The sequence below is a fragment of the Pseudoxanthomonas putridarboris genome (assembly GCF_038321125.1).
In the GTDB taxonomy this organism is placed as follows: domain Bacteria; phylum Pseudomonadota; class Gammaproteobacteria; order Xanthomonadales; family Xanthomonadaceae; genus Pseudoxanthomonas_A; species Pseudoxanthomonas_A putridarboris.
Genome location: NZ_JBBWWT010000007.1, coordinates 147358 through 173808 on the forward strand (window position 1 = coordinate 147358; position 26451 = coordinate 173808).

Sequence of the window (26451 nt, forward strand, 5' to 3'; positions counted from 1 at the left end):
GAACCGTCAGGAAGGAAGAGATGAACGTCATGAACGCCGCCCCGTTGACCTACCGCGTGCACCGCTCGCCGAACGCCAGGCCGGCGGCCGAACGCGACGCCATCCTCGCCAATCCCGGGTTCGGCCTGCACTTCACCGACCACATGGTCGCCATCGAATGGGACAAGGCGCAGGGCTGGCACGATGCCGAAGTGCGCGCCTATGGCCCGTTGTCGCTCGACCCGGCCGCGTCGGTGCTGCACTACGGCCAGGAGATCTTCGAAGGCATCAAGGCCTATCGCCATGCCGACGGTTCCATCTGGACCTTCCGCCCTGACGCCAACGGCGCGCGCCTGCAACGCTCGGCCGCGCGCCTGGCGCTGCCGCAGCTGCCGGTGGCCGAATTCGTCGAATCCCTGCGCCAACTGGTCGCGGTGGACGCGGACTGGGTGCCGTCCGCGCCGGAGACCAGCCTGTACTTCCGTCCCTTCATGATCGCCACCGAGGCTTTCCTGGGCGTGCGCGCCGCGCACAAGGCCGGCTACTACGTCATCGCCAGCCCCGCCGGCCCGTACTTCGCCAAGGGCGTGGCGCCGGTGTCGATCTGGCTGTCCACCGACTACGCGCGTGCGGCCAAGGGTGGCACCGGCGCGGCCAAGTGCGGCGGCAACTACGCCGCCTCGCTGCTGCCGCAGCAGGAAGCCGCCGCGCAGGGCTGCTCGCAGGTGTTGTTCCTCGATCCGGTGGAAGGCGAGTACCTGGAAGAACTGGGCGGCATGAACGTGTTCATGGTCTACAGGGACGGCCGCGTGGTCACCCCGGAACTGTCCGGCAGCATCCTGGAGGGCATCACCCGTTCCAGCATCCTGCAACTGGCGCGCGATCGCGGCCACGCTGTCGAGGAGCGCAAGGTGTCCATCGGCGAGTGGAAGCAGGGCGTGGCCTCGGGCGAGATCGCCGAAGTGTTCGCCTGCGGCACCGCCGCGGTGATCACGCCGATCGGCGAACTGAAAGGCAAGGACTTCACGGTGGGCGACGTCAACGCGCCGGCGGGTGAAGTGACGATGGCGATCCGCAAGGAACTGACCGACATCCAGTACGGCCGCCTTCCCGACCGCCACGGCTGGCTGGTCAAGCTGCGCGACTGATCCATCGATAGCACGTATGACGAAAGGCCCGCACTGCAAGGTGCGGGCTTTTTCGTTTCAGCATGACTCCAGCACCCCCTCTGGCGGCCCCTGTCGGACACCCGGGAATCTGCTGCGATCAGCGGGTGACGAAGGCGGCCACGATGAGCACGCAGAAAATGCCGACGTTGAGCTTGGGCTCCCAGTACTCCATGAACAGGAAGGTGATCGCCAGCCATCCGAATGCCGCCAGTACAGACAGGATCAGTACCGGGGTCGCGCTGAGCAGGTCCATGGCCCGCCAGGCCAGAAAAAGCCCAAGCAACCCGAACGCTACCTGTCCCAACGAAAAAGCGGAGTTCAGCCCGTAGTACAGGGTCGTCTCCAAGCCGGGTTCGCGCTTGCCCCGCAGGTACTGCGACACCACGTCAATGATGAAGTGAAGCGACCCGCTCAGGGCAAGCCAGCCGTAAGCTGCATAGACGATGTATTTGTGCATGGTGGGTTCGCCTGTGGAATGGAGATGGCCTGGGCGCACTGACCCGGTTGCATGGAAACCGAGTTGCTCGTTCATCGGACAAGAGGCATGGTTCGAGGATCAACGAGGGTTCGGTTTCCGGATGGTAGCGACGCCGGTGTCCCGTTCATCGCCAGCGGAGAAATCCACTTCTGTCAGCCGCTCCGACTCGATCCATAACCTTGCGGCGGCGTCCGTATCCGTTGCCTGCGGCGGCACCCTGGAGATGGCGGGATAACCCCGGGTTTCGCTGAGCCTGTCCGGGCCGTAGTAGGCGCCGCCTTGCGCCTGCGGCGAAGTCGCGGCGAAGAGCGTCGGCAAGGCGCCCTGCGCGGCCGGTTGGAACAGAAACCACATGAGACGACGGAGCACGCCGGCGGCGCTCCTTGTGCCGGAGCCATTGGGGATCAGGTCGGTGCGCGACACGCCTGGATGAGCAGCGATGCTCTGGATGCCCCAGCCCGCCGCATCGCTGCGGCGCTGCAGTTCGAGGGCGAACATCAGGCAGGCCAGTTTCGACTGGCCATAGGCGACCATCGGCTTGTAGCTGCGCTCGGACTGCAAGTCGTCGAAGTGGATCGCACCGGCGCGAGCGGCGATGCTGGAGAGGGTGACGACGCGCGGCTGATTGCCCTTGCGCAGCAATGGCAGAAGCTGGGCGGTCAACGCGAAGTGGCCCAGGTAGTTCGTGCCGAACTGAAGCTCGAATCCGTCGGCGGTCACCTGCCGCTCTGGGGGCGTCATCACGCCCGCGTTGTTGATCAGCAGGTCGAGGCTGCCCAGCGAGTCCAGCAGCCCCTCGCCGAATGCTTCGATGGAATCGAGGCTGGCGAGATCCAGCGCCCTGAATCTTACATTCGCGCCGGGAACGCTTTGGCGAATGCGGTCGACGGCGGCCGCTCCTTTCGACGAGCTTCGACCTGCGATGATGACGTTCGCACCGGCACGGGCCAGCGCCAATGCGTCTTCGAACCCAAGGCCGCCAGTGCCGGTGACGACCGCCGTGCGGCCGCGTTGGGAAGGGATGTCGGAAGCTGTCCAGTGGGTCATGATTCTTGCCTTGCAAAAGGGACGGAAAGGGGGCGTGGCCGACGTTCGTCAGGTATCCGATGCGATCAACGGGCGCGTGAGGGGAAACGCGTGCCGGTGATCTCTTCGGTGGTCGTCCACAGCCGTGAGGCCGCTTCGGCGTCTTCTGCGGCGGCGGGCACCGTGGCGAGACCAAGCGGGCCACTGATTTCGTTCTGGCCGGTCGGCCCGTAGTAGACCCCGCCTTGCGCCTCGGGCGCGGTGGCGGCGTACAGCGTGGGCACGGCTCCCTGGGCCGCAGTCTGCAAGTGCTCGCGCATGGCGGACCACTGGCGTCCCTGTTCGCTGTCCAGGCCGGGTCCGCGCGCGACCAGTTCGGTCACCGAGACGCCGGGATGGGCGGCCATGCTCTGGATGCCCCAGCCCGCGGCATCGCTGCGCCGCTGCAGTTCGAATGCGAACATCAGGCACGCCAGCTTGGACTGGGCATAGACGGTCATCGGCTCATAAGTCTGCGTGAACTGCAGGTCGTCGAAGTTGATCCTGCCCCCGCGGTGGATGGCGATGCTGGACAGGGTGACGACGCGGGGAGAATCGCTCTTGCGCAGCAGCGGCAGCAGTTCGGCCGTCAGGACGAAGTGCCCCGCGTAGTTCGTGGCGAACTGCATTTCGAAGCCGTCCGCGGACGTGCCGCGTTCCGGCGGCGCCATGATCGCCGCGTTGTTGATCAGGCCGTCGAGTCGGGGCAGGGTGGTGCCGAGACGCTGGCCCAGTGCGCGAACCGAGGACAGATCGGCCAGATCCACGGGCTCGAACTGCACTTGGGCGTCAGGCACCTCCTGTTTGATCCGGTCGATCGCTTCCTGACCCCGCTGGGGGTTGCGCGCTGCGATGACCACCTGGGCGCCCGCGGCAGCCAATGCCTTGGCATCCTCGAACCCCATGCCGCTGGTTCCGCCGGTGACCAGGAAGATGCGCCCCTTCTGGGAGGGCATGTCGGCCACGCCCCAATCGGGCTTGGGCGGATTCTGCGCAACCGCACTGCCTGCGGCAAAGGCGCAACTCACCAGCATGCCAAGGGCGGCGAGGCGGTTTCGCCATGCGGAACGGGAGGTACGCGTGTTCTCAGTTCGCAGTATGTTGATCATCTCTTGTCCTCACAGTGGGTTGGTTTTTCTGACGTTGGAGCGCGGTGATGCCTCATGCGCGCAGAGCTCAGACGGTCCGGGTTGGATCTGTCTTGCTGGGGGAGGTTGTGGCGTGCGCCACGGGTAGGTCGGGGCCGTCGTGCGCATCGTCGGAGGCCGCAGGCGCGGTGCTTGCCGGCGGCAGTGCCGCGCGCCCCAGCCAGAGGCCCAGCGCGGCCCAGGCCAGCGCCAGCGGCACGACCACGCTGACCAGTCCGCCCATGGCCAGTCCCAACCGTCCGAGCGCACCTTCGGTCTGCGCGCCGACGACATCGCCGGCGCGGTAGATGAAGGTGTCGACGAAGGCCTTGGCCTTGTACTTCTCCTCACGGCTGACCACGGTGAACAGCGCTTCCCGCGCCGGCCGGGTGATGCCGCGCTGCACCGCGCGGTTGGCGGCCTCGAGCAGGACCAGCACCACGAACGAGCCGTAGATCGCCAACCCGATGAAGCCGAGCGCGGTCGCCACCGGCAGGATCGCCAGCGCCACGCCGAGGCCGAAGCGCTTGATGATCTTCCCGGTCAGGGTGAGCTGCAGGACCAGCACCGCGACCTGCGTCCACATGTCGATGTTGCCGAGGATCGCCGCGCGCGCATCCATGCTGTCGGATACCGCCGCGACCATCTGCAGGCGGGTGAAGTAGATGAACGTCGCGAGGATGGTCATCAGCAGGATGTAGCCGGCGATGCCGGTCAGGTAGCGCGACCGGAACACCGCACGCAGGCCCGCCCAGGCGCTGCCGCCGATGCGCTCGGCCTCGCTTGAAAATCCGCCCGCGGCGGCGGATGTATCGGTGCCGACCCGATCCGGCGCCACGCGAACCAGAAGCCAGGCCATGGCCAGGGCCAGCAGCAGGAATCCGCCCGCGACAAGGAGCAGGTTGGGCGTACCCAGCGGCTGGGCCAGTTGCGACGTGAGCCACGGTCCGAAGATCGCGCCGAGCGTACCGCCCACCGAGATCAGGGCGAAGAAGCGCTTGCCCTGGTCGCTGGTGAAGCGGTCGGCCAGCAGCGCCCAGAACACCATGGTGACGAACAGGTTGAACACGCTGAACCAGACGTAGAACACCTGGCCGCTGCGCTGGCCGACCGCGCCGGGTGCGAACATCAGCAGCGCCCAGAAGCCCGCCAGGCTCAGCACGAAGAAGCCGTAGGTCGCGCCGATGAACTGCAGCCGCTTCAAGCGGCTGACCAGCCAGCCGTACAGCGGGTTCACCGCCAGCGTCACCACCGCGGTGCCGATGAACAGCCAACGGATGCTCTCGATCCCGCGCTCCATGCCCAGGGCATCGCGTGCTGGCCGCAACAGCATCAGCGCGGTCAGCACGCAGAAGAAGAACAAGGCCGCGATCAGCACCGGGCCGATCTCCTCGCGGCGGAGGTTGAACAGGGCCTGCAACAGGCGTGGGCGACGCGGCGCCGGTGTGGTGGTTCGACTCATGGGGAGGGGATCCTGGCTCGGAGTACGCCGTACAAGCGCGTGTTGACGTTCATTCGGCGAGGCGCGACGGGAACCGCGTGCCGCTGAGTTCTTCGCTGACGCTCCACGGGCGGGCGATCGCCTGGGCATCCGTTGCGGCGGTGGGCACCTTGGCGGGGCCGCGCCGAGAAGGGGTATCGGAAGCTGTCCGGTTGGCCATGGTCTTTCCCTTACGAGGGGTGGGAAGGTAAGCTGGATGCATGAATATATACACCTAGTGCAAAAATTAACGTACTGAGTGCAAATTAAAGATTCTTTAAGCGATACATACGCCAGGCACTCGAATGTCGGAAATCTTCCTCCCCGTGGGCGCTGCCCCCGCAGAAGGCCTGCGGGAACGCAAGCGCCGCGAAACACGTCAGCGCATCGCCGAAACCGCGCTGCGCTTGTTCCTCTCCAAGGGCTACGAAGGCACGACGCTGGACGCCATCGCGGCGGAGGCGGGCATCTCGCGCCGCACCTTCTTCTCGTACTTCAAGTCGAAGGACGACATCATCCTGTTCGGGCTGGAGGCCGATTCGGCCATGCTGATCGCCGATCTGCTGAAGACATCGCCCGACGTACCGCCGCTCGATGCCGTTCGCGATGTGATGGTGAAGCGCATCGCGCGCCATACGACCGAGCAGATGAAAGCCATCGACGATCTCATGCTGTCGAGCGAATCGCTGCTTGCTCGCAAGCAGACGTTCTACGCAAAACAGGAGCAGGCGCTCTTCAACGCGATGTGCGAGGTCTGGCGGCAGCCCGAGCGCCGTCCGGCGCTGCGGATGGTGGCCATGGTGTCCATCGGTGCGATGAGAGTCGCGCTTCAGGCATGGAGGGAGCAGACCGGCCAGCGGAAGCCGGCGGCCAGGTTCCTGCGGGACGCCTTCGGCAGCCTGAAATCCGAGCTTTGAAGTTTGAAGGGAGGATGCGCCGCCTCCGAAGCTGACGGTCTGCTCCCCCCACTGCTTGCGCTCGGCAGGGTCCACCGCGATCACGTCCATGCCGTCGATCGCGTCACAGGCTCGGTCCGAGCGTTGGACTCCCCAACGGAGGGGCCGAGGATGCCGATGCCACGCCGCGGTCGTGCCCGTCCAACGGCTACGAGACGGCCTCTGGAGACTTTATGCCCATCCGGAGCAGATCAAGTACCGGTCTCACGACGGTGCGCGATGGACCACGCGGATGAGCTTCAGCACGGCGCGGTTGACGGCGGTGGCGGTGCGGTGGGGCAGCTCCTCGACCAGACTGAGGCCCCAACTGCGATCGACCAGGGTCAGGAGGCAGTGGCGCTCGCCGGCTGCGCCGATGACGGTGTCGCCTTCCCAGTCTCCGGGCTCCTGCCGCAGCTCAATGGCTTCAGGGCGCGTGTCGATCATGGGCTTGCCCTGTAGGCGGCCCCTGCTTGCCACCTTGTCCCAGGTGGCGGAACAGGCGACCGCCTTGGCGGCATCAGAGACGCCCGTTCCTGCGCAGTTCAGTGCCAAGCTCCTGGATATGCCGCTCGCCCTCCACCAAGGCATCGCGGTTGGTGTGGACCGAGTAGTGGCCGACCGCCAACTCATGGTCGTGCAGCGTCGAGGCGCCGAGCACGAAGAGCGTCTCGGTTTTGGCCTTGAAGGTGACGCCGTTTTCCGACCGATCGAAGATGACCAATTCACCGGTCACGACGCGATCCGGTGCCGACAGGGCGCCCTTCGACACTCCGATCCAAAGCACTTCCTGCCCACCAGGTGGGGTAAAGCGCCAGCTCTCGCCGGCCACAAGCTTCACCGTGAGCAAGGTGATGGGGAGATCGGCTGCGAACTTGCCCCTGGCAGCGCCGAGTCGGCCCATCAGAACGCGCGCAGGACCGTCCGTCTCGATGTCCTCCGCTTGCCAGTAGCTGGACTCGTAGGGCGCCAGCTCCAGTTCCGGCGGCATGGCGATCCAAAGTTGAAAGCCTGCAACGCGTCCTTCGACCGCGCCTCCCCCGTGCCACATGCCCTTGCCGGCCATCATCCATTCAACGCCGCCGGGCAGCACGGTCCCGCTCGTGCCGTCCGGATCGGTGTAATCGATGGCGCCTTCGAACACGTGGGTGACCGTTGCGATGCCGGAATGCGGGTGCAATCCGAACATCATCTCGGGACCGTCCTTGTCGAACAGGTCGAAATAGACGAATGGCTTGACTACCCGCCCGAGATGATCGGGACGGATGTATCGAAAGTGGCTGCCACGCGAGCGATGGCTGATGGTCCGTTCGAATTGGTCCGCCGGATGTCGAAGGGTGCCGGTAGCGCTCATGCTTCGAGCGCTCTCGCGGCCATCGTCGCTTTCGCCCACCAGACCAGCTCGTCGAACGCGCCTTTCGCGTAAGGCAGCAGGTTGGCCTCGATTTCCTCGAGCGGCCGGTCATGGCCGAAGGGAGAAACGGTAAAGAAGTCCCCGCCTGCGATATGGACGGCCGCGGCCGTCGACACCATCTGCAACTCCACGCCGATCTGTCGCAGGTGCTCGATCGAACGCGCTGCGCCGACACCGCCATAGCCGACAGCGGTGAAAGGCTTGTGATTCCATTCCTTGTAAGCTTCGTCGAGGGCGTTCTTCAGCACGGCGGGCAAGGAATGGTTGTATTCCGGTACAACGAAGATGAACCCATCATATTTGCCGACGGTCTCCTGCCACCGCACCGCTTCGGGATTCTGGCTCGGCACGAACCTGTTCGTCGATATTTCGTCGAAGAAGGGCATCGGGTGGTCGCGCAGGTCCACCAACTCCACGTCCATGTCGGTGCGAGCCCTGGCCTGCTTCAGAATCCATTGCGCGGGCTTGTCGGCGAAGCGGGTCGGACGGGTCGAGCCGATGATGACGGCGATCTTTGGCGTTGTGTTCACGATAACCTCTTGTATGCTGGTTTCCAATGGAAACCAATCTACGGCGGGCCCTCGAGGCCGACAAGGAGGCACTTTGAAGAAACCTGATCACCGCGGAGATAGCGCCCAGTGCGAGCACATCAGCGGCATGATCGCGAGGATCAGCGACAAGTGGACGATGCTCGTGGTACACGTTCTCGGCAGCGGTCCCCACCGCTTCAACGCACTGCGTCGTGCGGTTGGCGAGATCAGCCAGAAGGTACTGGCCTCGACCTTGAGGGATCTGGAGGAGAACGGCTTCGTTTCCCGTACGGTGACGCCCGTAAAACCGCCTCAAGTCGAATATGCACTGACCAAACTTGGGTTTGAGTTTCTTGTGCCGGTGCGGGCGCTCGCCGAGTGGGTCATCGAGAACTCGTCGCGCATGGACGCCGCACGCGCGACCTATGCCAAGCGCCGCAACATCGAAGAACGAACGAGGATCTAGCGCTATGAAAACATTTGCCGACAAAGTCGTTCTCGTCACCGGCGGCACCTCCGGCATCGGCCGGGCCACCGCTCTTGCGTTCGCTCGGGAAGGGGCCAACGTTGCCGTTGTCGGACGGCGGGAAGATGAGGGTGCGGAATCCGTTGCTCTCATCGAGCAAGCAGGCGGCAAAGGACTTTTCGTGCGGGCCGATGTTTCGGTCGAAGATGAGGTTGCCTCAATGGTCGCGCGGACCGTCGAGGTGTTCGGTGGCTTGAATTTCGCCTTCAACAATGCGGGTATTTTCCTCCCGCCCGCCCCCATTACCGAAATAACAGCCGAGGCCATCGACCGCATCCTGGCCGTCAACGTGCGCGGCGTCGCGCTTTGCATGAAGCACGAAATCCCGGCGATCATGAAAAATGGCGGCGGCGGCATCGTCAATACCGCCTCGTTCCTGGGAATCCGGGCCTTTCCGGGTTCGGCGATATACAACGCGAGCAAGTTTGCCGTCATCGGGCTGACCAAATCGGCGGCAGTCGAGTTCGCTGCACAAGGAGTCCGGGTCAACGTGGTGTGTCCAGGCGTGATCGATACGCCCATGAACGAGGAGATGCGAGCGGAAGAAAGCGGCCGCGATTTTCTCAATGGACTACAGCCGATGAAGCGCACTGGCCGTCCCGAAGAGATTGCTGGGGCGGTCCTCTACCTGTGTTCGCCAAGCGCGGGGTTTACCACGGGCACGATTCTCAGCGTGGATGGAGGAATCACGGTTTAGAAGGCTCCGATCAAGACCCATGAAGGGCGGTTCGCACGTCCGACCGAACCCTTCACCTCCATCACCGGGCCGGTCGGGTACTGCTCCAGTTTTCCGACCGCGGCGGCAGCACGATGCAGCATCTGTCGCTGGCATTGCAGCCGGGATTCGGCGAAGCATTCGATACGCATCGAGCTATGCAGCAGGCGCAGTGCTCCTTCCGTGCTCAAGCCAAGAGCAAGGCACGGGCCGACCTGAATGGCGCAGATCAGTCGTTCTATGCCAGAAGGAGCAGGCGCTCTTAGGCGCGCTGTGCTATTGCCGCGCCGCCTGATCGAAAGGCTTGCGCCCAGCGCTGGGCGTGCGTCACAGCAGCTTTTCCTCGGCGGCCTGATAGACGGTTCTTACGGTCGGCTGGAAGCCCAGGCGACGGGCCAATGACCCGTTGGCATGCAGCTTCCGGGATCCATGCGGCCCTGTGGCCTCGCAGGTCCAGATGTTCCGGCCGCTGCGCTGCTTGCGGTGGAACTGCAGCTTCTCGAATCGCTTCCGCGCCTGCTGCCAGTCGGCCATGTCGTCCTGCTTGGCGAGGAATGCGACGCACGGGCGATCCTGCGCGTCATCGAACATGACGTCGCACCGGTACAAGCTGCCGTCGGCATGCGTGCGATTCGACCGCATGCCGCATTGCATGGACATGCATGCTCCACAAGCATCGTGAGCGCATGTAGTTTTCACGCGCGACGCACGTAAATGAATCTACATCGCGATGTCCACCGGTGGCTCCGCTACATGCGTGTAGCTGGACGATTACGTTTTGGCGTGCGTCGCGCGAAGTGTGTCTTTCATCGCTGATTCGCGGCGGCGGCGTCCGCTAGCTTCGTCCTGCATCACGCGTTCGCGTGATCGTGCTCCGGTCGAAACGCAACAGGCCGCCAATCCCCCTCTCGCTCCCCATGCGAATCGACCGGGACGTTCGCCGCTCCTGCGGCTTTCATCATCCAACGAGGGAGAATCTGATGTCCGTTCTTGCGAAACGTCGTTCGCGCTGGCAGGTCGTGGGCCTGGCCGCCGCGGTAGTGGCATCGTTGTACGCGCTTCCCGCGGCCGCCGGCCGGGTGGATACCAGTGGCTTGCAGGCGGAAGAGCCGGAGGGCTTCGATCGCTTCATCGTGAAATACCGCGATGGCAGCAGTGAAGCGGGCAGCGCCGCATCGCTGACGAAATCCCTCAACACCGCGGCGAGCAGCGGCGTGGCCAAGCGCAACGGACGCGCACTGGGCCTGCAACGGTTGATGCGCCTGGCCGCCGGTGGCGCCGACGTGGTGCGCGCCGACCGCAAGCTGGACCGCGTGGAAGCCGAATCGCTGATGCGCCAGCTGGCCGCCGACCCCAACGTGGAGTACGTGGAAGTCGACCAGCGCATGTATCCGACGCTGGTGCCCAACGACACGCGTTTCTCCGAACAGTGGGCGTTCGGCACCAGCAGCGCCGGCATCAACGTGCGTCCGGCGTGGGACAAGTCCACCGGTGCCGGCGTGGTGGTGGCCGTGATCGACACCGGCATCACCAACCATGCCGACCTCAACGCCAACATCCTGCCCGGCTACGACTTCATCAGCGACACCTTCGTCTCGCGCGACGGCAACGGCCGCGATTCCAATCCCAACGACGAGGGCGACTGGAACCCGGTGGCGGGCGAATGCTATGCCGGTTCGCCGGTGAGCAACTCCAGTTGGCACGGCACGCACGTGGCCGGCACGGTGGCCGCGGTGACCAACAACGCCACCGGCGTGGCCGGCACCGCGTTCAACGCCAAGGTGGTGCCGGTGCGCGTGCTGGGCCGTTGCGGCGGCTACACGTCCGACATCGCCGACGCCATCACCTGGGCCTCCGGCGGCACCGTCAGCGGCGTGCCGGCCAACGCCAACCCGGCCGAGGTGATCAACCTGTCGCTGGGTGGCAGCGGCAGTTGCTCGGCCACCTACCAGAACGCCATCAACGGCGCCGTCTCGCGCGGGACCACCGTGGTGGTGGCGGCGGGCAACAGCAACACCAACGTTTCCAGTTCGGTGCCGGCCAACTGCCCCAACGTCATCGCGGTGGCGGCCACCACGTCGGCCGGTTCGCGCGCCAGCTTCTCCAACTACGGCGCCGGCATCGACATCTCCGCACCGGGCCAGAGCATCCTGTCCACGTTGAACACCGGCACCACCACGCCGGGCAGTGCCAGCTACGCGTCCTACAACGGCACCTCGATGGCGGCGCCGCACGTGGCCGGCATCGTCGCGCTGATGCAGGCGGCCGCTTCTTCGCCGCTGACGCCGGCGCAGGTGGAGAGCATCCTCAAGAGCACCGCGCGTCCGTTGCCGGGCACGTGTTCCGGCGGCTGCGGCGCGGGCATCGCCAATGCCGACGGCGCGGTGGTCGCGGCGACAGGTGGCGGTGGAGGCGGCGGCAACCAGTTGCAGAATGGCGTACCGGTCAGCGGCCTGTCGGCCGGCACCGGCAATTCGCTCAACTACACCTTCCAGGTGCCCACCGGGACCAGCCAGCTCAGGGTGACCATCGCCGGCGGCACGGGCGACGCCGACCTGTACGTGCGCTATGGCAGCGCGCCGACCGACACGGTGTACAACTGCCGTCCGTATCTCTACGGCAACAACGAGACCTGCACGATCAACGCGCCGCAGTCGGGTACGTGGCACATCCGCGTGAAGGCCTACACCAGCTTCTCCGGCGTGACGCTCACGGCTACGCGCTGAACCACTGCATCGTTGCAGGCAAGCCAAACGGAAACCCCGGCGAAAGCCGGGGTTTTCCTTTCGGGGCATCGCATGCGCGTGCGGGCCGGAGCCGTGTCAGCCGACCGCCTCGAAGCGGTTCGCCGCGACGTTCTTGCGCACCTTGGCCGGATCCCAGATGCGGCCGTTCATGGCGATGTAGACGCCAGCGGGCAGCGACTGCACCGCGCCGACCGCGCAGCCGATGTTGAATTCCGCGTCGGAGCCGCGGAAGCGCGCCGGGTTCAGCGCGCCGGTCAGCACGATGGTCTTGCCCGGGATCGACTGCAGCACCTTGCCCGTTTCCACCATCGAATCGGTGCCGTGGGTGATCAGTACGTGGCGCGCCGACTGCGCGGCGACGGTGGCGCGGACCAGTTCGCGGTCCTCGTCGGTGATGTGCAGCGAGTCCTTGCGGATGATCGGGATGACGGTGAATCGGAAGGCCACGCCCAGTTCCTTCAGGATCTGGCCGATCTGCGGATCGCCGATCTGGTAGTCGGACTTGTCGTCGAAGTAGATCTTGTCGATCGTGCCACCTGTGGTGACGATCAGCAGCTCTTCCATCTCATTGCTCCTGCGCGGCGGCGGCATCGGCCGCGCGCGCTTCTTCGGGGGTGACCAGGTGGTAGTCGTCGCCGTACACCTCGCACAACGACAGCCAGGCGGCGCCGGGCGGGGCGACCACCTGCCGATTATCGCCGCTGGGGCGGCTGAACGTGCAGCGCGGCGGCGCATCGTCGCGTTCGCTGGCGAAATCCGCGCCGATGGTGACCATCAACGCCATGGGGCCGTCGCCGTGCAGGCGGCCATCCTCGTCCAATGGCCAGGCATGGTGTTCCCACGAGCAGCAGCTGGCGCGGCCGGATTCGACGATATGGCCGTCGATGATCCGCACGTCGGCATAGCCGCCGCTGAAGAAGTGGTACAGCGTCCGGCCATCGCGGTCGATGCGGTAGAGGTCGCCTTCGCAGTTGGGACCGGCGCCGCACATGCCGCGCACCTCCACTTCGTGCATGCCGTCGCCGTCGATGTCGACCAGCGAAGCGTGGCCCGTCGGACTCTCTTCGATGTCCTGTTCGATCTCCAGCGTGTCGCACTGCCGGCCGTCGGCGCAGCGCAGTTCGACGATGTAGCGGCGGGTGGCGCCGGCAGGGCATTCCGTGCGCAACGACAGCGTGCTGCCGTCGCGGTTGCCGGCCTGTTCGGCTGGGCTGGCCTCGCAGGCGGCCTCCTGTGCCCGCGCGTGCGTGACCGACGCGGACGACGCGGCCAGTGCCAATAGCGCTGCCAGGCGGCGCATCACGCCTTCTTCCGGAAACGCCCGCGCAGCGCGGGCCAGCTGGTCGCCAGCACGATGCCGACCGACAGCACGATGCCGCCCCAGGCATAGCCGGCTTCGGCCGGCCGCGACCATGCCACCATCACCGCGTGGGCGAACCAGAACAGCGCGAACACGCCGGCCCAGAACGCGGCACTGGTCCTGCGCACCAGCACGCCCAGCGACAGCAGCACCGGCGGCAGGCAGAACACCAGCAGCACGGCGGTGTAATGGCGGTCGCCGAGGAACCAGACCGCGTACAGCGCGGCAAGCGCCAGCAGCATGGCGGCCAGCCATGCCCGCGAACGATCCATCTCCATCACGGCGCCCCCAGCCGGCGCGCGATGTCGGCCACGCGGCGGCCCAGCGCGCGCGCCAGCGCGGCTTCCTCTTCGCTGGGTTGCGGATCGTCTTCGCCGCCGGCCACGTGGCTGGCGCCGTAGGGCGTGCCGCCGGTGCGCGTGCTGCTCAGCTGCGGCTCGGTGAAGGGGATGCCCACGATCACGCAGCCGTGATGCAGCAGCGGTACCTGCATCGACAGCAGGGTCGATTCCTGCCCGCCGTGCTGGGTGGCGGTGGAGGTGAACACCGCCGCCGGCTTGCCGACCAGCGTGCCGCTGGCCCATTCGGCGCCCAGGCCGTCGATGAAGTGCTTGACCGGCGCGGCCATGTTGCCGAAGCGGGTGGGGCTGCCCAGCACCAGGCCCGCGCATTCGGCCAGGTCGCGCCGGTCCACGTAGGGCGCGCCGTCCTCGGGCACGGGCGGGGCGGCCTGCTGGGTCACCGCCGCCACCGGCGGCACGCTGCGCAGGCGCGCGGACATGCCGTCCACTTCGCCCACGCCGCGCGCGATCTGCCGCGCCAGTCGCGCCACCGAACCGCCGCGGCTGTAGTAGAGCACCAGGATCTCGGGCATCGGGCCGTCATCGTCGCTTGGGAAGGCGCCTAGTATCGGCGATGTCGTCCCCGCGGCGCATCGGTTACCCTTCCGGCCATGGAGCCACTGGATTCATTGAACCGCTGGAGCGAGCGCATGCGCGACCGCGCGCGCATGGGCACGTTCTTCCGCTTCCTGGCCAGGCGCTTCCTCGACGACCGCCTGTTCCAGGCCGCCGGCTCGCTGGCCTACACCACCTTGTTCGCGCTGGTGCCGCTGGCGATGGTGGTGTTCGGTGTGCTGTCGGCGTTCCCGGTATTCCAGGAATGGAGCGCGCAGCTGCGCGACTACATCTTCGCCAACTTCCTGCCGGGCGCGGCGGCCAGCCTGAAGACCAGGCTGGACGGCTTCCTCGCCAATACCGGCAAGCTGACCGCGGTCGGCGTGGTCGCGCTGGTGGTGTCGCTGCTGATCACGCTCAACAGCATCGAGGCCACGCTCAACCGCATCTGGCGCGTCTCCAGCGCGCGGCCCAAGCTGTCGCGCTTCCTGGTGTACTGGACCGTGCTGACGCTGGGCGCGCTGATGGCCGCGGCCTCGCTGGCGCTGTCGGCGCGCCTTTATGCATTGCCGCTGTTCGCCACCAGCGGCGGCAAGCTGCTGCAGGGGCTGTCGTTGAGCCTGGCGCCGGTGCTGATCGAGTTCGCGGCCATCGCGGTGATCTACCGCGTGGTGCCGCACCGGACCATCAAGTGGCGCTACGCGGTGGCCGGCGCGCTGCTGGCCACGGTGCTGCTGGAACTGGCCAAGTGGGGCCTGGGCGTGTACCTGGGCAGCTTCCATGCCTACCAGAAGATATATGGCGCGGTGGCGGCGGCGCCGATCCTGCTGCTGTGGATCTACCTGTGCTGGATCGCGGTGCTGCTGGGCGCGTCGCTGGCCTCGGGCATGGCGGCCTTCCGCTACCAGCCGGTCTCGATGCGGTTGCCGCTGGGCTACGAGATCTACGGCCTGCTGCGCATGCTGGGCCGTTTCGCCCAGGCGCGCGGACAGGGGCGCGGCCTGCACAGCGACCAGATCCTGGAGATGGAGCCGATGCTGACCGATTCGCTGATCCAGCAGATGCTGGCGCAGCTGTCCGGGATCAACCTGCTGCGCCGCGACGAGGAAGGCGAATGGCTGCTGGCGCGCGACCTGGACGACCTGACGCTGTGCGACCTGTACGAAGCCTGCCAGTTGCGCATCCCGGTGGCGGAAGCGCACTTGCCTTTCCACGACGATGCGCTGGGCCGCGCGGCCCTGTCCGCGCTGGACGAACTGCGCATGCCGTTGCGCGAACTGATGAAACGCCGGGTCAGCGACATCTTCGCCGAACCCGCCAAGGAGCCCGCATGAAGAACCGCCTGTCGCTGTTGCTGGCCATGCTGCTGGCCATGACCGCCTGCAATTCCGAATCGACCCCACAGGAAACCGCGCAGCCCGCCATCGAGCCGCATGTGCAGGCGGTGGACCCGAATGCGAGGGGGAGCGACCGCACCGCCGAACTGCCCACGCTGAAGGTGCGGACGCTGGAAGGCGCCGACTACGACCTGGCCGCGCATCGCGGCAAATGGGTGGTGGTGAACTTCTGGGCGACGTGGTGCGCACCGTGCCTGAAGGAAATGCCGGACCTGTCGGAACTGGACCGGGCCAACGACCACATCGAGGTCATCGGCCTGGCCTATGAGGAAATCGAGCCCGACGAGCTGAAGGCCTTCCTGGCCGAGCGGCCGGTGGTCTATCCCATCGCGATCCTCGATGTGTACGACCCGCCGGCGGATTTCGCCACGCCGCGCGGCTTGCCGCTGACCTACCTGATCGGCCCGGATGGCCGCGTGGCCAAGCAGTTCCTCGGCCCGGTGACCGGCAAGGAGATCCAGGCGGCCGTGGAAGCCGCGGGTGGACCGAAAGCGGAGGCGTGATGGCGGCGGCAAGATTCGTGGTCAGCGGCAAGGTGCAGGGCGTGTTCTTCCGCGCCTCCACCTGCGCGCGTGCGCTGGACCTGGCCTTGTCGGGCCGCGCGACCAACCTGCCGGACGGGCGCGTCGAAGTGATCGCCGAAGGCGACGCCGACGCGCTCGATACGCTGGAAGCGTGGCTGCACCATGGCCCGCCATCCGCGCGCGTGGACCGCGTGGAGCGCAGCGAATGGGACGGCCCGGTCGACGAAGGCTTCGTCGCTGGCTGACAGGCTTCCTCGTGGGAGCGACGTCGGTCGCGATCGGTGGAAGAACCTCTTTTTTGCCGAAAGTCCACATGGATGGAAACGGATGTTCCTTTTCCGCTTCATCCGTGTGATCCGTGTCAATCCGTGGCTGCAAGGCTTTTCGTGGTTTCCCGTCGCGACCGACGTCGCTCCCACAGGGAAGCGGCGGAAGGAAGCGCCGTGCCCGGCGCCTCCTTCCTTTTGCCTCATGCGGTCACTCCAGCCCCGCGCTCATCGCCTTGGCCAGCGTGCCCTGCGCGTCGTCGCCGCTCAGTTCCCAGAAGAACGCGCCGCCCAGTCCCTGCGCCTTGGTGTAGCTCATCTTCTCGGTGATGATGGCCGGATTGTCGAACGACCAGAACGTGCTGCCGTTGTAGATCCAGTGCGCCCTGGCGTTGGCGTCGATGAAGCTGGGCCAGCCCAGGTTCTTCAGCACCTTGTAGTCCTCGATGCCGGACTCGTAGGTGCCCGGCGCGGCGCTGCCGGTCTGGTACAGGCCGTTGTTGGCGCCGGGCACGTTGGTCCAGCCGCGGCCGTAGAAGCCGATGCCCAGGTTGAGCTTGGCCGCCGGCACGCCGCGCTGCAGGAACGCCTCGACGGCGTCGTTGGTGTTGTAGAAGCGCACATCGCCCGTGGACGGGTCGTTGGGCGAATCGAACAGCGCCGAGTGGTGGTTGGTGCGCGGCTCCCAGGCGCCGTGGAAGTCGTAGCTCATGATGTTGATGAAATCCAGGTGCTGCGCGTACTGCCCTGGATCGGTGGCGGCGATCTTGTCCACGCCGGCCCCCACGGCGACGGTCAGCAGCAGGCCGGGCCGCACCGCGTTCAACTGGCTGCGGAACTCCGCCAGCAGCGCGGTGAAATTGGCGCGGTCCTCCGGCGTGCCGCAGCTCAGGCCGCAGGCGTTGGGGTATTCCCAGTCGATGTCGATGCCGTCGAACACCCCCAGCGCCGCGCCCGGACCACCGGCGCCGTCGGTCACCGGCAGGTTGCCGCGGATGTAGGCGTCGATGCACGAGGCCACGAAGGCCTGCCGGTTGGCCGGCCTGGCCGCTTCGGAGAAACCGCGCGACCAGGTCCAGCCGCCCAGCGAGATCAGCACCTTCAGGCCGGGATACTTGGTCTTCAGCTGCTTCAACTGGTTCCAGTTGCCGCGCAGCGGCTGGTCCCAGGTGTCGGCCGCGCCGCTGACGCTCTCGGCCGCGCCGAAGGCCTTGGTGTAGTCGGCGAAGGCGTCGCCGCCGGCGCCGGTCGCTTCATTGGACGGCACGGTGAGGCCGACTTCGCAGCGGTTGTTGCGCACGTTGCCGAAGGCGTAGTTGATGTGTGTCAGCTTGGCGGCGGTGCCGCTGGTGTCGATGTTCTTCACCCGGTAGTTGCGTGCGTAGATGCCCCATTGCACGAAGTAGCCCAGCAGGCGCTTGTTGCCGCCGCCTCCGCCCGACGTGGTGCTGCCGGTGATCGCGGCGCTCTGCGCCGAGGTATTGCCGGCGTTGTCGCGCGCGCGTACGGTGAAGCTGTAGCTGGTGGCGGCCGCCAGGCCGGTGGCGGTGTAACTGTTGCCGCTCGGCGAGCCGGCCAGCGTGCCGTTGCGGTAGACGTCGTAGCCGGCCACGCCGCTGCCGCCGGCATTGTCGGTGGAGGCCGCCCAGGCCAGCGAGATGCTGCTGGCGGTCTGTCCCACTACCGCCAGGCCGGTCGGCACCGACGGTGCGATGGTGTCGCTGGCCGCCGCGGTGGTCACGCTGATGGCGGCGCTCTGCGCCGAGGCGTTGCCGGCGTTGTCGCGTGCGCGCACGGCGAAACTGTAGGCGGTGTTCGCCGTCAGCCCGCTGCTGGTGAAGCTGGTGCCGGTGGAGGAACCGGCGAGGCTGCCGTTGCGATAGATGTCGTAGCCGGCCACGCCGCTGCCGCCGGCGTTGTCGGTGGACGCGTTCCACGCCAGCGACACGCTCGATGCCGTCTTCGCGGGCGAGTTCAACCCCGTCGGCACGCTGGGCGGCACGGTATCCGAGGGCGTGCCCACCGTGATGGTGGCCGTGGCCGACTGCGCGGTGGCGCCGGCGTTGTCGGTGGCGACGGCGCGGAACGCATGGCTGCCGGCGGTGGCGTTGGTCCACGACACCGAATACGGCGGGCTGGTGTCCACGCCCAGCGAGGCCGTGCCGCGGAAGAATTCGACCTGCGCGATGCTGCCGTCGCTGTCGCTGGCGTTCGCGCTGACGGTCACCGTGCTGCCCGTGGCGGCGGTGGCGCCGTCGGCGGGTGCGGTGAGGGTGACGCTGGGCGGCTGGTTGCCGCCGGTGCCGCACGCGCCCAGGTCCTGGTACCAGCCGCAGGTGGTGCAATGGGTCGGCGGGGCGTTCCAGATCTGGATCTTCGCTTCGTACAACCGGTCCTGGTACACCAGCCGGTCGCCGGGGTTGTAGATGGTGGATGCCGTCCATGCGGGAACGCCGGTGCAACTGGCGCTCTGTGCGTGTGCGGTGCCGGTGGCGGCCAGTGCCAGCAGGCCCGCCAGCCAATACGTCCTGCCCAAACTCCTCAACATGATCACTCTCCCGTTGCCTTGCGAAAGGTGGAGGCCGGGGCTGCGCCATGCAGGCCCCGTCGTGCCAGGTAGTGCGGTGTGGGGGGATGGCCGGCCCGCGAGGACGACGGCCGGAGGACGGTATGCCGCACGTGCGGCTGTAGAGATGTGATGCAGTTGCGTTATCGCAATTGTTGGCCGTGCATTGGCCGTCGCGTCGAAGTAAACGGACGGAAGCTGCAATGCTGCATGCGCTCGCTGCGACGCCGGGCGTGCCGACGCGTGCCCGTGGCGTCCCGCGCCCTGTCGCCACGCACGCACGCGGGAGAGGGCAGAGGGACACGGCCTGTCCGCGGCATGTCTTGCCTTGGCCTGGTCACGGCATGGGGCGTGTCGCGGAGGACGGAGCGCGTACCCGGACGGGTCCCGGGCATGGACCCTCCCGCTTCAAGACGTCACGCGGGCTTGATGTCTCGGCGGGCCGCCCTGATGCGGTAGCGTGGAACCGGCTTCACCACCGTGTACTTCTCCTTCAGCAGCTTGCCCTTCAGCGGCGGCAACCCCAGCGGATCCAGCGGCACGTCGGTGTCCGGCAGCCGGTCCAGCAGGTGGCGGATCAGGGTGAGCCGGCCCAGCCGTTGGTCGTTGAAATCCACCAGCGTCCACGGTGCGTATGCGCTGTGCGTGGCCTTCAGCATGGCTTCGCGCGCGGCGGTGTAGTCGGCGTATTTCTCGCGCGCCTTCAGGTCGATCGGCGACAGCTTCCAGCTTTTCAGCGGCTCATCGGCGCGCTCGGCGAAGCGTTCCTCCTGCTGCGCCTGGTCCACGCACAGCCAGTACTTGAACAGCAGGATGCCGTCGTCGGTGAGCCCGCGCTCGAACACCGGCGCCTGCTGCAGGAACTGGCGGTACTGCGCATCGTTGCAATAGCCCATCACCCGCTCCACGCCGGCGCGGTTGTACCAGCTGCGGTCGAACAGCACGATTTCGCCGGCCGCGGGCAGGTGCGCGATGTAGCGCTGGAAATACCATTGGGTGGCCTCGCGCTCGCTGGGCTTGGGCAGGGCGACCACGCGGCACTGGCGCGGGTTGAGGTGCTCGATGATGGCGCTGATCGTGCCCCCCTTGCCGGCGGTGTCGCGGCCTTCCACCACCACCACGATGCGCGCGCCGGTGTGCGAAGCCCAGCGCGCCATCGCGGCCAGTTCCAGTTGCAGTGGCTTGAGCAGGACTTCGTAATCCTTGCGCTTGAGTTCTTTCACAGTGGCTTCCTTATCGGGAGGACGGGGTGGTGCGGATGGGATTGAGTGCTTTGTCGCTGCCCGGAATCGACGCATCGCGTTGTAAGAGGCTGTAGGAGGGGCTTCAGCCCCGACCGATCGAGGAAGTGATCGGGGCCGAAGCCCTCCTGCAAGAGTCAGCGCTTGCGCCCGGCATGGCCGGCCATGCTCCGGGCGACCTCCAGCAGCGCGCCTTGCTGGCGCGTGTTGAGCGCACGGTAGGCGGCCAGCAGATCGTGTTCGCCCTTGGTGCGTGCCGGGTCCAGCGTGGTGGCCAGTTCCGACAGCAGCGCGCCGGCCGGCACGCCCAGCGCACGCGCCAGCGCATTCAACTGGTCGCGGCCGGGCAGCTTGTCGCCGGCCATCCACGATTTGACGGTGGCCACGCCCGCGCGCGGGATGGCGGCGGCCAGGTCCGCGGCGGTCATGCCGCTGGCCTTGGCCAGCAGGCGAAGCGTGGTGTCCAGCGACATGCTCGGCGGCTCCTTGCTCATTCCTTCAGGCGGGGGCGCAACGTGGCGAGGTTGCAGGGTTTCGTGCGCGCGTCGAGCTGCGCGCGGATGATCTTCTCCCAGCCCGTGCGGCACGCGGACGTCGAGCCGGGCAGGCAGAACACGAAGGTCCGGTTGGCCAGCCCGGCGAACGCACGCGACTGCAACGCGGACGTGCCGATCTCCTCGAAGCTGATCTGCCGGAACAGTTCGCCGAAGCCCGGCATTTCCTTGTCCAGCAACGGCAGCAGCGCTTCGGGCGTGGAATCGCGGCCGGTGAAGCCGGTGCCGCCGGTCACCAGGATGCCGTCCACCGCGGCGTCGGCGATCCACTGCGATACCTTCGCGCGCAGCTGGTAGCGGTCGTCCGGCAGCACCGCGCGGTCGTGCAGGCGATGTCCGGCTTCGCCCAGCGCGGCGGCCAGGTAGTCGCCGGAACGGTCGTCCCGCAACGTGCGGCTGTCCGACACGGTCAGCACGCACAGGCTCAGGGGAATCAGGTCGTCGGCATGGCCCATGCCGCGCAGGGTAGCGCAATCCCGGGTCAATCGAGCGCGGCGGGCGGCAGGTCCTGCGCGCGGCGCGCGGCCATGCGCCGCGCGATCGCGGCGAAGCCGGAAGCGAAGCGCGGCATGTCGAACAGCGTTGCCGAACGGCGGGCGCCTTCCAGCCGCATGCGCCATGCAGCGCGTTCGTCCGCGTCGCGGCCCAGCCGCACCGCCACTCGCACGTATTCGTCGTCGCTGGCGACGTTCAGTTCGTCCATCGCCAGATGATGGTTGAGGCTGCCGGCCACGCGCGCGGCGAAGGTGTCGCCGGGCCGGGTCAGCACCGGACAGCCGGCCCACAGTGCGTCGGAGGCGGTGGTGTGGGCGTTGTAGGGGTTCGTATCCAGGAACAGGTCGGCATGGCGGTAGCGCGCCAGGTAGTCGGCATGCGGCAGCTTGCGCATGAACACCAGCCGCGCCGGATCCACGCCCCGCGCCTGCGCCGCCGCACGCAGGCGCTCGTCCGCGCGGCCGGGACCGGACAGCAGCCACAGCACGCTGCCGTCCACCTGCTCCAGCACGTCCATCATGCGGGCGAAGCTGGCCGGGTTGAGCTTGTAGCTGTTGTTGAAGCAGACATACACCATGCCGGTGTCCGGCAGGCCGCATTCGGCGCGCGAAGGCGGCGTGCCGACGACGCGCCCGGTGTCGGAGGGCTGGAACGCGCCCGGCAGCCACGCGACCTGTTCGCTGTAGTGCGGGACCAGCGAAGGCGGCAGTGCGAAGCGGTCCGCCAGCACGTAGTCGATCCATGGCGCGCCGGAGGTGCCGGGATAGGCCAGCCAGTTCACCTGCAATGGGGCAGGCCGCATCGCCAGCACTTCCGGCGCGCCGCCTCCGCCCCAGCCGCGCAGGTCGTAGAGGATGTCGATGCGCTGGTCGCGGATGCATTGCGCGATGCGTCCATGCGGCTGTCCGGAGACGTCGTGCAGCGTCGATGCGGCCCCGAGGCGTTGGCGGATCGGGCTGCCATCGTCGTGGTTCAGGGCGAACAGATGCGTTTCGATGTCGGCGTGTTCGCGCAAGGATTCGAGGAAGGCGACGGTCAGCAGTCCGGTCGGGTGGGCGCCGAAACCGTTGGACAGGAAGCCGAGCCGCAGCCGCGATGCGTCCGACGGCCGTATCGCGGCGGGCAACGGCGCCACGCCGCGCGCGATGTCCGCCGCGCGCAGGCGCGCGCACGCGAGTTGTTCGACGGCGGGCGCGTCCTCGCTGAGGAACGCGAACGGTTCGACCGCGCCCTGGCCTTCGCGCACGGCGCGGCGCACCTGCGCGGACAGCGCGTCCAGTCCGCGCCAGTCGCACAGCTTGCGGCGCCAGTTCAGCAGGTGGGCAGCGAACAGCGGTTCGCCGGGGACAAGGCGGCAGGCGTGTTCGTAAGCCTGCGCGGCGGCCTCGGCTTCGCCGGCGTCCTCCAGCGCATGGCCCAGCCACAGCGCGATGCCGGGATGCTGCGGTGCGTGCGCGGCCGCCTGCTGCAACGCTTCCACCGCCTGCGCATGGCGGCCCTGCATCCAGTGGCCGCGCCCCAGCCGCGCCAACGCTTCCGGATGGCCGGGCCGCAGCGCCAGCGCGCGCGCGACGGCGCGCAGCCCGGCTTCGGCATCGCCATGGTCGAGTTCGGCTTCCGCCAGCATCACCCAGGCGATGAAATCCTGCGGCGCCCGCTGCACGCGCTGGCGCAATTGCGCGCGCCCGCTGCGCGGATCGTCAGCGGCCATGGTTGCCGCCGGAGCAGGGCAGGGACACGCAGTGGCAAGATGCAGGAAACGGGGTGGCGATCATGGCGGGCAGCCTAGCGGCTGGTCGCGGCGGGAGACAAGCAGTGGTCCTCGGCGGTGATGTCTCGGGCGGTCTTGTGGGAGCGACGTGAGTCGCGACCGGAGCCGCCAACGTCGCGACTCACGTCGCTCCCACGGCGGTCCCTTCCCGCAGGATGCGTTAAAGCTCCAACCGGAACCGCAAGGTGCCGTCGTAAGGTTCCCACGCCATCGTGCGATACAGCGCCTGTGCGGCATGGTTGTCGTGGTCGGTTTCCAGTTCCAGCCGCAGCGCGCCGTCCTTTCTCGCGAACTCGGCTGCCGCTTGCAGCAGCGCGCGCGCCACGCCCGTGCGCCGCGCATCCGGCACGACGAAGAGATCGTTGAGTATCCAGGTGCGCCCGGCGCGCACGGAGGAGAACGACGGGAACAGCTGGGTGAAGCCGGCCGCCGCCCCGTCGCGTTCGGCCAGCAGGATCGCCGATTCACCGCGGCGCAGGCGCTCGCTGATGAAGGCCTGGGCCAGCGCGCTGTCGGCGGGCTGCCGGTAGAAACGGCGGTACTGGTCGAACAGCGATGCGACGCTATCCACGTCGTCGAGGGTGGCGCGGGTGATCGAGAGGCTCATTCCCGCTCCTGGTATTGCAGCGTGTCGGTGCGCAAAGGCATGCCGGTAATCCAGTGCACCTGCAACAGCGCAGCCATAACCCCGTCATCCCGGCGCAAGCCGGGACCCCGCGTCTTTATGCTTTTCCCGGCCACGCTGCACCAAGCCAAGTCACTGGGTCCCGGCTTGCGCCGGGATGACGGGGTGGACGGATCGCCTGGCCATCCTCCACCTCACGCCGCTTCCGTCAGCCGCGCCAGTTCGTCGGCCAGGTATTCGCGGCTCAGCCGATCCACCAGTTCGTCCAGGTCGCCCTGCAGGATGTTGGGCAGGTCGTACAGGGTGAGACCTTCGACACGATGGTCGGTGATGCGGCCTTGCGGGAAGTTGTAGGTGCGGATGCGCTGGCTGCGGTCGCCGCTGCCGACCTGCAGCTTGCGCGATTCCGCCTGCGCGGCCTGCTGCTTGCTGCGTTCGGCGTCCAGCAACTGCGCCTTCAGCCGCTTCATCGCCTTGTCGCGATTGGCGTGCTGACTGCGTTCGGTCTGGCATTCCACCACCACGCCGGTCGGCAGGTGGGTGATGCGGATCGCCGAGTCGGTCTTGTTGACGTGCTGGCCGCCCGCGCCGGAGGAGCGGAAAGTGTCCACGCGCAGGTCCGCCGGATTGATGACGATATCCTCCACTTCCTCCACGTCGGGGATGATCGCCACGGTGGCGGCCGAGGTGTGGATGCGGCCCTGCGATTCGGTTTCCGGCACGCGCTGCACGCGATGGGTGCCCGACTCGAACTTCAGTCGCGAATACGCGCCGCGCCCGACGATGCGGGCGACGATCTCCTTGTAGCCGCCGTGCTCGCCGGGATTGTCCGACTCCACTTCGACCTTCCAGCCCTGGCGCTCGGCGTAGCGGGCGTACATGCGGAACAGGTCGCCGGCGAAGATCGCCGCCTCGTCGCCGCCGGTGCCGGCGCGCACTTCCAGGAACAGGTTGCCCTCGTCGCGTTCGTCCTTGGGCAACAGCAGCAGCATCAACTCGTCGTCGAGCCGCGCCAGGCGGGCCTGCGCGGCGGCGATTTCCTCTTCGGCCAGTTCGGCCAGTTCGGCATCGTCGCGCATGGCCTGCGCGGCGGCCAGGTCGTCGCGGGCCTTCTTCTCCTCGGTCATCGCGTTGGCCAGCGGTTCCAGCTGCGCGAACTCGCGCGAGTAGTTGCGGAAGCGGTCGTTGTCGGCCAGCACGCCGGGATCGGAGAGCAGGCGTTCGAGTTCTTCGCGGCGTTCGGCCAATGCTTCGAGTTTACGGCGCAGCGTCGGCGTCATCGTCTTTCTTCGGGTGGGAGTAGGGCGGCCGCGCGGGGAACAGCCGGTCGGCCGCGCGCGCCAGTTCCGCGTCGCCGCTGAGCGCGGCCTCGCGCAGCGCCGCGGTGGGCGGATGCAGCAGGCGATTGGTCAGCGTGTGGGCGAGGAATTCCAGCACTTCCTCGGCGTCGCGGCCGTTGACCAGTTGCTGGCGCGCCTTGGCCAGCACGTCCTCGCGGGTGGCGTCGCCCAGCGCGCGCAGGCGCTTGAGCGGCTCCTGCCGCGTGCCCGCGTGCAGGGTTTCCATGAAGCGGCCGACCTGCACGTCGATGATCGCCTCGGCCGCATCGGCGGCTTCCCGGCGGCTGCGGCGGTTGTCCTCCACCGCGCGCTCCAGGTCATCGACGGTATAGAGGTAGGCGTCGGCCAGTTCGGCCACGCCGGGCTCGATGTCGCGCGGCACCGCCAGGTCGAACAGCAGCATCGGCTTGTGCCTGCGCTTGACCAGCGCGCCGGCGACCTGCGCATGCGTCACCACCGGCTCGCGCGCGGCGGTGGCGGAGAACACCACGTCGGCCTCGGCCAGGTGGCGGTCCAGCTCGGCCAGCGGCAAGGCGTAGCCGCCGTGGCGGGTGGCCAGTTCCTGCGCGTGCGCCAAGGTGCGGTTGGCGACCAGCAGCCGGCGCACGCGGCCTTCGCTGAGGTGCTTGGCGGCCAGTTCGATGGTCTCGCCCGCGCCGACCAGCAGCACGGTGGACTCGCTGAGCCGCGCGAACGAACTCTGCGCCAGCCGCACCGCGGTGGAGGCGACCGACACCGGGTTGGCGCCGACGCGGGTGTCGGTGCGCGCGCGCTTGGCCACCGCGAAGGTCTGCTGGAACAGGCGGTCCAGCCGGTTGCCCAGCGCGCCGTGTTCGCGTGCGCTGGCCCAGGCGTCCTTCACCTGGCCCAGGATCTGCGGCTCGCCCAGCACCATCGAGTCCAGCCCGGTGGCCACGCGGAACAGGTGGCGCACCGCGTCGGCGCCCTGGTGGCGGTACAGGTAGGTGTCCAGGCCTTCGGCATGGGTGGCCAGCCAGCGCGCCAGCGCGTCGCCGTCTTCCGCCACCGCGTACAGCTCGGTGCGGTTGCAGGTGGACAGCAGCGCCGCCTCCGCCACCTGCGGCAGGGCGCGCAGCGACGACAGAGCCTCCGGCAGCGAACCGGGGTCGAACGCCACCCGTTCGCGCAGGTCGACCGGCGCGGTCTGGTGGTTCAATCCTAGGACCCACAACGTCATCGTTCAGGTGCTTGCAGTAAGCTGCTGGCTGCCAAGGGCCGCCCATTTTAAGG

Annotated in this window: 28 protein-coding genes and 1 pseudogene; 8 read left to right on the forward strand and 21 right to left on the reverse strand. The window is 67.5% G+C overall.

Annotated features, from left to right (window positions below; translation table 11 throughout):
- The first annotated feature begins 29 nt into the window (after window positions 1–29).
- Window positions 30–1127, forward strand: a complete 1098-nt coding sequence (locus AAD027_RS14920) for a branched-chain amino acid aminotransferase (protein ID WP_341726856.1) — start codon at window positions 30–32, stop codon at window positions 1125–1127.
- 118 nt (window positions 1128–1245) lie between these two features.
- Here AAD027_RS14920 and AAD027_RS14925 read toward each other — a convergent pair whose 3' ends face one another.
- From AAD027_RS14925 to AAD027_RS14940, 4 genes are all read right to left on the reverse strand, one after another.
- Window positions 1246–1605: a hypothetical protein gene (locus AAD027_RS14925; protein WP_341726820.1), complete on the reverse strand. Its 360-nt coding sequence runs from the start codon at window positions 1603–1605 to the stop codon at window positions 1246–1248.
- 99 nt (window positions 1606–1704) lie between these two features.
- Entirely contained in the window at window positions 1705–2673 is a 969-nt protein-coding gene (locus AAD027_RS14930; RefSeq protein ID WP_341726821.1) for an SDR family oxidoreductase, read from the reverse strand.
- A 65-nt stretch (window positions 2674–2738) separates the two neighbouring features.
- Complete coding sequence (locus AAD027_RS14935; protein ID WP_341726822.1) at window positions 2739–3800, reverse strand: SDR family oxidoreductase; 1062 nt, start codon at window positions 3798–3800, stop codon at window positions 2739–2741.
- A 67-nt stretch (window positions 3801–3867) separates the two neighbouring features.
- Window positions 3868–5280: an NTP/NDP exchange transporter gene (locus AAD027_RS14940; RefSeq protein ID WP_341726823.1), complete on the reverse strand. Its 1413-nt coding sequence runs from the start codon at window positions 5278–5280 to the stop codon at window positions 3868–3870.
- Between the two features lie 323 nt (window positions 5281–5603).
- On the opposite strand from AAD027_RS14940, the gene AAD027_RS14945 reads away from it, so the two are divergent.
- A complete protein-coding gene (locus tag AAD027_RS14945; protein ID WP_341726824.1) occupies window positions 5604–6215 on the forward strand; it encodes a TetR/AcrR family transcriptional regulator in 612 nt (203 codons plus the stop codon).
- Window positions 6216–6482: 267 nt separating this feature from the next.
- On the opposite strand, the pseudogene AAD027_RS14950 reads toward AAD027_RS14945, so the two are convergent.
- The 3 genes and pseudogenes from AAD027_RS14950 to AAD027_RS14960 form a co-directional block, all read right to left on the reverse strand.
- Window positions 6483–6750, reverse strand: a pseudogene (locus AAD027_RS14950) (IS30 family transposase); the annotation flags it as partial.
- Window positions 6751–6753: 3 nt separating this feature from the next.
- Window positions 6754–7626 carry a pirin family protein gene (locus tag AAD027_RS14955; RefSeq protein WP_341726826.1) on the reverse strand — a complete coding sequence of 291 codons (873 nt, stop codon included), beginning with the start codon at window positions 7624–7626 and terminating at the stop codon, window positions 6754–6756.
- A complete protein-coding gene (locus AAD027_RS14960) occupies window positions 7584–8177 on the reverse strand; it encodes an NADPH-dependent FMN reductase (protein WP_341726827.1) in 594 nt (197 codons plus the stop codon). The genes AAD027_RS14955 and AAD027_RS14960 overlap by 43 nt, the downstream gene beginning before the upstream one ends.
- Before the next feature lie 73 nt (window positions 8178–8250).
- Here AAD027_RS14960 and AAD027_RS14965 point away from each other — a divergent pair, with 73 nt between their 5' ends.
- Both AAD027_RS14965 and AAD027_RS14970 read left to right on the forward strand, forming a co-directional pair.
- A complete protein-coding gene (locus tag AAD027_RS14965) occupies window positions 8251–8643 on the forward strand; it encodes a winged helix-turn-helix transcriptional regulator (protein WP_341726828.1) in 393 nt (130 codons plus the stop codon).
- 4 nt (window positions 8644–8647) lie between these two features.
- A complete protein-coding gene (locus AAD027_RS14970) occupies window positions 8648–9400 on the forward strand; it encodes a glucose 1-dehydrogenase (RefSeq protein WP_341726829.1) in 753 nt (250 codons plus the stop codon).
- Here the strand turns inward: AAD027_RS14970 and AAD027_RS14975 are convergent.
- Together AAD027_RS14975 and AAD027_RS14980 are read right to left on the reverse strand one after the other, a co-directional pair.
- Window positions 9397–9609: a hypothetical protein gene (locus AAD027_RS14975; protein WP_341726830.1), complete on the reverse strand. Its 213-nt coding sequence runs from the start codon at window positions 9607–9609 to the stop codon at window positions 9397–9399. The genes AAD027_RS14970 and AAD027_RS14975 overlap by 4 nt on opposite strands.
- A 136-nt stretch (window positions 9610–9745) precedes the next feature.
- Window positions 9746–10072, reverse strand: coding sequence for a conjugal transfer nickase/helicase domain-containing protein (locus tag AAD027_RS14980; RefSeq protein ID WP_425605469.1), 327 nt, complete (start codon window positions 10070–10072; stop codon window positions 9746–9748).
- 326 nt (window positions 10073–10398) lie between these two features.
- Here AAD027_RS14980 and AAD027_RS14985 point away from each other — a divergent pair, with 326 nt between their 5' ends.
- Complete coding sequence (locus AAD027_RS14985) at window positions 10399–12144, forward strand: S8 family peptidase (protein ID WP_341726831.1); 1746 nt, start codon at window positions 10399–10401, stop codon at window positions 12142–12144.
- A 96-nt stretch (window positions 12145–12240) separates the two neighbouring features.
- Here AAD027_RS14985 and AAD027_RS14990 read toward each other — a convergent pair whose 3' ends face one another.
- Genes AAD027_RS14990 through wrbA form a run of 4 tightly spaced genes read right to left on the reverse strand, consistent with a single transcriptional unit; the run spans window position 12241 to window position 14399 of the window.
- Entirely contained in the window at window positions 12241–12729 is a 489-nt protein-coding gene (locus AAD027_RS14990; protein WP_341726832.1) for an asparaginase domain-containing protein, read from the reverse strand.
- A gap of 1 nt (window position 12730) precedes the next feature.
- Window positions 12731–13465, reverse strand: a complete 735-nt coding sequence (locus AAD027_RS14995) for a hypothetical protein (protein ID WP_341726833.1) — start codon at window positions 13463–13465, stop codon at window positions 12731–12733.
- Complete coding sequence (locus tag AAD027_RS15000) at window positions 13465–13803, reverse strand: DUF2069 domain-containing protein (protein WP_425605470.1); 339 nt, start codon at window positions 13801–13803, stop codon at window positions 13465–13467. Before AAD027_RS15000 ends, AAD027_RS14995 begins: the two co-directional genes overlap by 1 nt.
- Window positions 13803–14399 (reverse strand): NAD(P)H:quinone oxidoreductase, encoded by a 597-nt coding sequence (gene wrbA, locus AAD027_RS15005; RefSeq protein ID WP_341726834.1) that lies wholly within the window; start codon window positions 14397–14399, stop codon window positions 13803–13805. The genes AAD027_RS15000 and wrbA overlap by 1 nt, the downstream gene beginning before the upstream one ends.
- A 78-nt stretch (window positions 14400–14477) precedes the next feature.
- Here wrbA and AAD027_RS15010 point away from each other — a divergent pair, with 78 nt between their 5' ends.
- From AAD027_RS15010 to AAD027_RS15020, 3 genes are read left to right on the forward strand one after another with little or no spacing between them, the layout of a single operon-like run.
- On the forward strand, window positions 14478–15755 hold the full coding sequence (locus AAD027_RS15010) for a YihY family inner membrane protein (RefSeq protein WP_341726835.1): 1278 nt from the start codon (window positions 14478–14480) through the stop codon (window positions 15753–15755).
- Window positions 15752–16321: a TlpA family protein disulfide reductase gene (locus AAD027_RS15015; RefSeq protein ID WP_341726836.1), complete on the forward strand. Its 570-nt coding sequence runs from the start codon at window positions 15752–15754 to the stop codon at window positions 16319–16321. The genes AAD027_RS15010 and AAD027_RS15015 overlap by 4 nt, the downstream gene beginning before the upstream one ends.
- Window positions 16321–16587, forward strand: coding sequence for an acylphosphatase (locus tag AAD027_RS15020; protein ID WP_341726837.1), 267 nt, complete (start codon window positions 16321–16323; stop codon window positions 16585–16587). The genes AAD027_RS15015 and AAD027_RS15020 overlap by 1 nt, the downstream gene beginning before the upstream one ends.
- A 232-nt stretch (window positions 16588–16819) precedes the next feature.
- On the opposite strand, the gene AAD027_RS15025 is transcribed toward AAD027_RS15020, so the two are convergent.
- The 8 genes from AAD027_RS15025 to hemA form a co-directional block, all read right to left on the reverse strand.
- Window positions 16820–19156 (reverse strand): glycosyl hydrolase family 18 protein, encoded by a 2337-nt coding sequence (locus AAD027_RS15025; protein ID WP_341726838.1) that lies wholly within the window; start codon window positions 19154–19156, stop codon window positions 16820–16822.
- A gap of 434 nt (window positions 19157–19590) precedes the next feature.
- Window positions 19591–20397: a polyphosphate kinase 2 gene (gene ppk2 / locus AAD027_RS15030; RefSeq protein ID WP_341726839.1), complete on the reverse strand. Its 807-nt coding sequence runs from the start codon at window positions 20395–20397 to the stop codon at window positions 19591–19593.
- Between the two features lie 155 nt (window positions 20398–20552).
- Window positions 20553–20888: a helix-turn-helix domain-containing protein gene (locus tag AAD027_RS15035; RefSeq protein ID WP_341726840.1), complete on the reverse strand. Its 336-nt coding sequence runs from the start codon at window positions 20886–20888 to the stop codon at window positions 20553–20555.
- A gap of 17 nt (window positions 20889–20905) precedes the next feature.
- Entirely contained in the window at window positions 20906–21424 is a 519-nt protein-coding gene (gene moaB, locus AAD027_RS15040) for a molybdenum cofactor biosynthesis protein B (protein WP_341726841.1), read from the reverse strand.
- A 26-nt stretch (window positions 21425–21450) separates the two neighbouring features.
- Complete coding sequence (locus tag AAD027_RS15045) at window positions 21451–23175, reverse strand: O-linked N-acetylglucosamine transferase, SPINDLY family protein (RefSeq protein ID WP_341726842.1); 1725 nt, start codon at window positions 23173–23175, stop codon at window positions 21451–21453.
- 220 nt (window positions 23176–23395) lie between these two features.
- The gene (locus AAD027_RS15050; RefSeq protein ID WP_341726843.1) at window positions 23396–23842 is read right to left on the reverse strand and encodes a GNAT family N-acetyltransferase; all 447 of its coding nucleotides are present in this window, start codon (window positions 23840–23842) and stop codon (window positions 23396–23398) included.
- Between the two features lie 212 nt (window positions 23843–24054).
- Window positions 24055–25140, reverse strand: coding sequence for a peptide chain release factor 1 (gene prfA / locus AAD027_RS15055; RefSeq protein ID WP_341726844.1), 1086 nt, complete (start codon window positions 25138–25140; stop codon window positions 24055–24057).
- Window positions 25118–26398: a glutamyl-tRNA reductase gene (gene hemA / locus AAD027_RS15060; protein WP_341726845.1), complete on the reverse strand. Its 1281-nt coding sequence runs from the start codon at window positions 26396–26398 to the stop codon at window positions 25118–25120. The genes prfA and hemA overlap by 23 nt, the downstream gene beginning before the upstream one ends.
- Window positions 26399–26451 lie beyond the last annotated feature (53 nt).